The 6,000-nt window shown below is 60.9% G+C and carries 3 protein-coding genes; all 3 read left to right on the plus strand.

The genetic code is table 11. The annotated features are described in order from the left end of the window. Positions 1-288: 288 nt before the first annotated feature. The 3 genes from JNN07_14905 to JNN07_14915 all read left to right on the plus strand — a co-directional run bounded on the left by JNN07_14905 (position 289) and on the right by JNN07_14915 (position 5,708). A complete protein-coding gene (locus tag JNN07_14905) occupies positions 289-2,691 on the plus strand; it encodes an ABC transporter permease (protein ID MBL9169028.1) in 2,403 nt (800 codons plus the stop codon). Positions 2,692-2,807: 116 nt separating this feature from the next. Then, positions 2,808-5,246, plus strand: a complete 2,439-nt coding sequence (locus JNN07_14910) for an ABC transporter permease (protein ID MBL9169029.1) — start codon at positions 2,808-2,810, stop codon at positions 5,244-5,246. Between the two features lie 45 nt (positions 5,247-5,291). Beyond that, the gene (locus JNN07_14915; GenBank protein MBL9169030.1) at positions 5,292-5,708 is read left to right on the plus strand and encodes a CotH kinase family protein; all 417 of its coding nucleotides are present in this window, start codon (positions 5,292-5,294) and stop codon (positions 5,706-5,708) included. Positions 5,709-6,000 lie beyond the last annotated feature (292 nt).

The raw sequence follows: 6,000 nt of genomic DNA on the forward strand, positions 1-6,000 counted from the left end.
CCAAAAGCGGGACGAAGGTCATCTCCAATGCTCGTGGAAGATCATTCCTGTCGTCCATCTCTACGCTGGGGTGTAGGTTTGTCATGCGTGTCATAGCCCAACTGTTTTGGCACAATCCTTGCAGCGGTCGGTGGCATTGCTGGCGTTGAGAGTGACGAGTGACGAGTGACGAGTGACGAGTGATAAGTTCCGACAGACACCAATTAACAGAAAGAAATCTACACTCCCGTGCTCCAACTCATCACTCATCACTCGTCACTCGTCACTGGTTATTTATAACTTCCCCCCATGAACAACCTCCGCTTCGCTGTTCGTCAGCTGACCAAGAATCCCGGATTTGCGGTGGTGGCGATTGTTACCTTGGCGCTTGGGATCGGCACCTGCACGGTGATGTTCAGCGTCGTCAATGCAGTCTTACTGCGGCCCCTCCCGTTCCGCGAACCCGAACAACTGGTGTGGATCGAAAACGTGTTTAGTGGGGGAGGACTTTCGGCACGAACTTCGCGAGCTGACACCTTTCTGGCCTGGCGCGAGCAAAGCAGGAGCTTCGAGTCCTTGGCCGCCTATTTCGCCTTCTCCGACTACACTCGTCTGACCTTGACCGACTCCCGAGATCCTGAGCGGCTGCGTAGTGTTGCGGTGTCAGATAATTTTCTGCCCACCTTGGGGATCATCCCTCTTCACGGTCGAAACTTCAGCGCGGAGGAATGCCGGTTCAACGCTCCCGCGACCTTGCTTCTGACCCACGACTATTGGCTACGTCGCTTCGGTGGCGATCCTAACGTCGTTAACCGAAACATCTCGGTGAACCAGAAGCCATGCACGATCGTAGGCGTCCTTCCGCGAAGCTTTGACTTTTCGGGCACCTTCACGCCCGGAAGCCCCGTGGATGTCATCACTCCCTTTCCTCTAACCCCCGAAACGGCCCGCTACGGCAACACCGTGTTCGGCATCGGCCGCCTCAAGGAAGGCGCCACGCTCGACCAAGCCCAGAAGGAGCTCACGGTGATCAGCGAAAGTCTCTATGACACGATCAAAGGCGCGGGAAAGTTCGGCGCCAAGGTGCGAACTCTGGACACCGCGCTTCGCGGACAGTTTCGGACCCCTTTCTGGATTCTGGGCGCGGCGGTCTGTTGCGTGTTGGCCATTGCTTGCGTGAATCTTTCCAACCTGCTTTTGGCGCGCATGAACTCACGCCGTCAGGAGTCCGCTGTGCGGGTCGTGTTGGGAGCCAGCCGCTGGCATCTGATCCAGCAGGCCCTCACGGAGAGCCTCGTCCTGGCGGTGGCGGGATCCGCGATCGCCGTGCCCTGCGCGGTTTGGGCCACCGGGGCTCTCTCACGCATGCAAACGTTTGGGGTGCCACTGTTGCGTAACGCCTCGATCGATCCAGCCGCGCTGGGAATCACCATTGGACTGACCACTCTAACCGGTTTGGCTTGCGGTTTGCTGCCGGCGCTCGCGATCGCGCTCCGGTCAGGCAGCAATCCGTCATCGGACGCCACTCATCAACGTAGTGCGGGACGCTCCGCCGTGTCCGCTCGGGGCGTCCTGGTGGTGACCGAGGTCGCGCTCGCCTGCATTTTGCTGGTGGGGGCCGGCTTGCTGATCCGAAGCTTCAACGCCGTTATGCAGGTCAAGCTTGGCTTTCAACCTCAGCAGGCGTTGGCGTGGCGAATCGAGCCCTCCAGGTCGTTCAAGGACGGAGTTGAGGTGGACCGGTATCTGGCCGGATTGGCTCAAGGCGTTCTGGCCATTCCAGGTGTGGAGTCCGTCGGGTTCAGCGACACGCTGCCGCTGGGACGGAATCGGTCCTGGGGGGCCGGTGCGGTGGGAGCGAAGTATGCCGATGGGCAATACCCCACGGCCTTTCCTCGTTTGGTAGACCCGAACTATTTCAAGGCGCTTCAGATCCCTTTGATCGCGGGTCGCTACCTGGAGGAACGGTATGATCCCAAGGCGGAAAAGTCGGTGGTCATCAATGAAAACCTCGCCCGACGACTTTGGCCGGGCCAGGATCCTCTCGGCCAGAAAATTCGGGTCAATGGGAGCTCGACGGTGGTCGGAGTGGTGGCGAATGTGCGTCACAGCACGCTGGAGAACGATGCCGGGAACGAGATGTATCTGGACTGCCGACAATGCGACGATTGGAGTACGCTCGAGATGGTCGTGCGCACCCGTCGCCCCGCGCAAACGATCGCGACGGACGTGCGCACCGCCCTTACGTCCTTTGATCGCGATCTCCCCACCGCCAGCTTTTACCCGCTCCAACGTCTGATCGACGACGCGGTGGGGCCGCGCGAGCTGATCACCCGCCTGCTGGGCTACTTCTCGGCATTGGCGTTGATCCTGGCGGCCGTGGGGCTCTATGGGGTGATCGCCTACTCCGTGAGCCAACGCACCCAGGAAATCGGCATTCGCATGGCGATTGGGGCTCAGCGGGAGGAAATTCTGCGACTGATGTTGCGAGGAGGGCTTAAGTTTGTCCTGCTGGGAATCGTGGCGGGAATGCTCGGATCCGTCGCTCTCGCTGGACTGATGCGAAGCCTCGTCTTCGGTGTGAGCACTCACGATCCGTTGGTCTTCGTGATCAACGCAGCGCTGCTGCTGTTGGTCGCCGGTGCCGCCTGCTTGATTCCCGCCCTCCGAGCCACGCGCACCGATCCCATGGTGGCGTTGAGGGTGGAGTGAAGGGAAGTGATGCGTGATGAGTGATGAGTGACGAGTGAAAAATAGCAACTAACCACTATGATCTATCCCCCTCCTCCAGCTCATCACTCGTCACTCATCACTCATCACTTCCACCAATGAACGACTTCCGTTTCGCCATTCGGCAGCTGGTGAAGAATCCCGGCTTCACGGTGGTCGCCTTGGTGACCCTTGCGCTGGGCATCGGGGCGAACACGCTGGTCTTCAGCGTGGCTCGCACGGTGTTGCTTAGACCGCTCGGTTTTGAGAACGAGGATCGCTTGGTTTGGATTCAGCGTTTGAACACGCAGAATGGGACTACCGAGAACCAACTGTCATGGCAGGACTTAGAAGATGTCCGGAGCGCTGCCCGAAGTTTTGAAGCGGTGGCGACCGACAATTCCTATGACATGCGCTGGGAGGATGGTGATCGCACGGAGGACGTGGCCGTCCTGCATACGACTCCGAACCTGGCCGAAGTCTTAAGCCTTCGCCCAGCCCTGGGACGACTGCTTCAACCGTCGGATGCGGAGGCCAATGCCGAGCCGGTCGCGGTCATCAGTGCTGAACTGTGGCACTCTCGGTTTGGCGGAAGACCCGAGATCCTTGGCCAAACGGTCCGGCTCGACAAGAAGCTGCGCACGCTCGTCGGTGTGCTTCCAGCAGGTCTACAGTTCCCGATCGTTCGTGCCCCTCAGTCGGGAAGCGGCAGTATCGTGAAGGCGGGAGTGAAGTCGTTTTGGATTCCCATGTCCCAACCTCGGGGTACGGATGGTACCGAACGCGCCGCGAGAATGCTATTGGGAGTCGGCCGACTCCGGACGGGCGTCAGCGAACATGAGGCGCGCACCGAACTCGCGGCCCTCGGGAAGCGCCTGGCGATGGATCATCCTGAATCGAATCGGAACTGGAGCTTCACCGTGCTCAGCTTTCGCGATCAGGTGTTCGGCCGCACACGACAGGGTGTTCCACTGCTGGCTGCGGCAGTGGCGGCCGTGCTCCTCATCTGCTGCGTGAACCTCGCCAATCTGCTGCTGGCGCGCGGAGTGGTCCGACAGCGGGAAATGGCGGTTCGCCTGGCTCTAGGCGCAGGACGGGCGCGTCTGGTGCGGGAGCTCCTGATGGAGAGCCTTCTCCTCTCCTTGTTGGGTGGCATTGCGGGAATGGTTCTGGCCGCGGGGGCGTTGAGAATCATCGGGGAGTTGGCTGCGACCACGGTGCCGTTCATCCGAGAGGCGTCGCTGGATGGAATCGCCATCGCCTTCACCGTTGGACTATCGCTGATCACCGCCTTGATCTTTGCCTGGCTGCCCGCGTGGCGACAATCGAGCGCCGACGCGGCTGACGCCCTGCGCACGGGCACGCGTTGCACTGGCAGCCCTGAGGTCCGCGCGTGGCAGCGAGGTCTTCTCGTCGGACAGATTGCCGTCGTGCTCGTCTTGCTCGCCTCGGCCGGACTGCTGCTGGAGAGCTTTCGGCGGCTCCTGGGGCAGGATCTGGGCTATCAGCCGCGTTCCGTCGTCACCCTGGATTTGAGCACGCAGGGGCGATTCGACACGAATGGAGACGTTTGTCGGATGTATCGGGCCCTGCGGGAACGGCTGGCGGCACTCCCGGGAGTGGAGGCAGTCGGCACGATTTCTTCCGCACCGCTCACGGGCCGATGGACGTTCAGCGAGCGTCCGGACATCGTTGGACAATCGGTGCCGCTTGCCGACCGTCCTTCGCTCGCGGCCACGTTCGTGGCCTTCGATTACTTTCAGGCCATGGGAATCCCTCTGATCGAGGGGCGTTTCTTTCGTGACAGCGAGTTGAAGGATGACGGCTACGGGCAGATCGTGGTTCTCAACGAGACCGCCGCCAGGCTTATGTTTCCGGGACGCTCCGCCGTCGGCGGCCGGTTTACGGTTGGCTCGAATCCAGACCGCGTCTTGGAGATCGTCGGCGTGGTGAAAGACACCCGGGACGTTCGGTTGGAGGAGAAGCCACAACCGCGGTTCTACTGGCAGTACGCGTTTGGCGGCGCGCAAGTCGTGGTGCGAGGGAACGTTCCTGAGCAGGCGCTGATGCCGCTGCTGCGGACGGCGATCGAACAAGCCGACAAGCGCGTGCGCATCGATACGATGCGCTCGATGCGAGAGATCATCGACACGACCGTGGCCGAGCGACGCTTTCTCATGATCCTGGTGGCCGCCTATGCTCTGGTGGCGCTTTGCGTCGCGTCCGTCGGCATCTTCGGCGTGGTGGCGTATCAGGTCGCGCAGCGCACCCACGAATTCGGCATCCGCCTGGCACTCGGCGCCACCCCGAGCGGCTTGTCGGGGCTGGTTCTGTGGCAAGCCGGCCGGCTGGCACTCCTCGGCTTGGGAATCGGCCTAGGGTTGTGTTTCTTGACCAACCGCCTGGTCGCCAGTCAGCTGTTCGCATTGTCTCCCTACGATCCGATACTGCTCACCCTAGTAGGTGTGGGTTTGCTGCTGGTTGCGCTATTGGCCAGTTTCGTTCCCGCCCGACGTGCAGCTCGGATTCACCCTATGGAGGCTTTGCGTGAGGAATGACCAGGGTTGAGATCTCCGTCACTTGCAGATAACTGAGACGATGGGTTGCCGGAGGAGCAGGTGTTTTATGAGTTGCCGCTGACTTTTGGGATGGAAGGGGATCGGCCCCCGGGGCTTCCCAAGGATCAGCCTGTCCCGAAGGGCTTTAACGGCGAAATCCCCTGGTGGCGTCCGGGAGGGTATTTCTCTAAGCCCCTGCTGGCGAACCCGCAGTTTCGCAGGGTGTTCTTGGGTCGCACACGGGAACTCCTTCAAACCGTCTATACCGAGGAAGTCTTCTTCCCGGTGATCGAAGGCTTGGGCAAACAGCTGCGCGACGAGGTTCGGTTGCGGGCGATTGCGGGTAAGGAGAATCCAGACCAGGCATTGGAACGATTCGACCGCAACTTGAAGTCGCTGAAGGAACATCTGGTTCGGCGACGCCAGTTTCTACTCGCGCAGGAGGAGTTGAAGAGTCCATGAGCGGGGGGGGGATTAAATGTGGGTGAGAATGGTGGTGAATTCGCGACCGAAGCGGTGGCATTATGCCGGGCTTTCAGCCCTTGATGCAAGGGGGGGATGGCCACCTGGGGTTGGTACCCCAGGCTGGGATGGGACGCACCGTTGGCGCTCAAGGGCAACGATTCACTGGACCGATGCAACCCAGCTTAAACGAGTGAGCCCAGATACGTAGGGGCTCCACCAGTGGCGTTAGACTCCACGGGCCAAAGGCCCAGCACCATACCAGCCTGGGGTGACAACCCCAGGTGGCCAT

The organism is Verrucomicrobiales bacterium, from assembly GCA_016793885.1.
Lineage (GTDB): Bacteria > Verrucomicrobiota > Verrucomicrobiia > Limisphaerales > UBA11320 > UBA11320.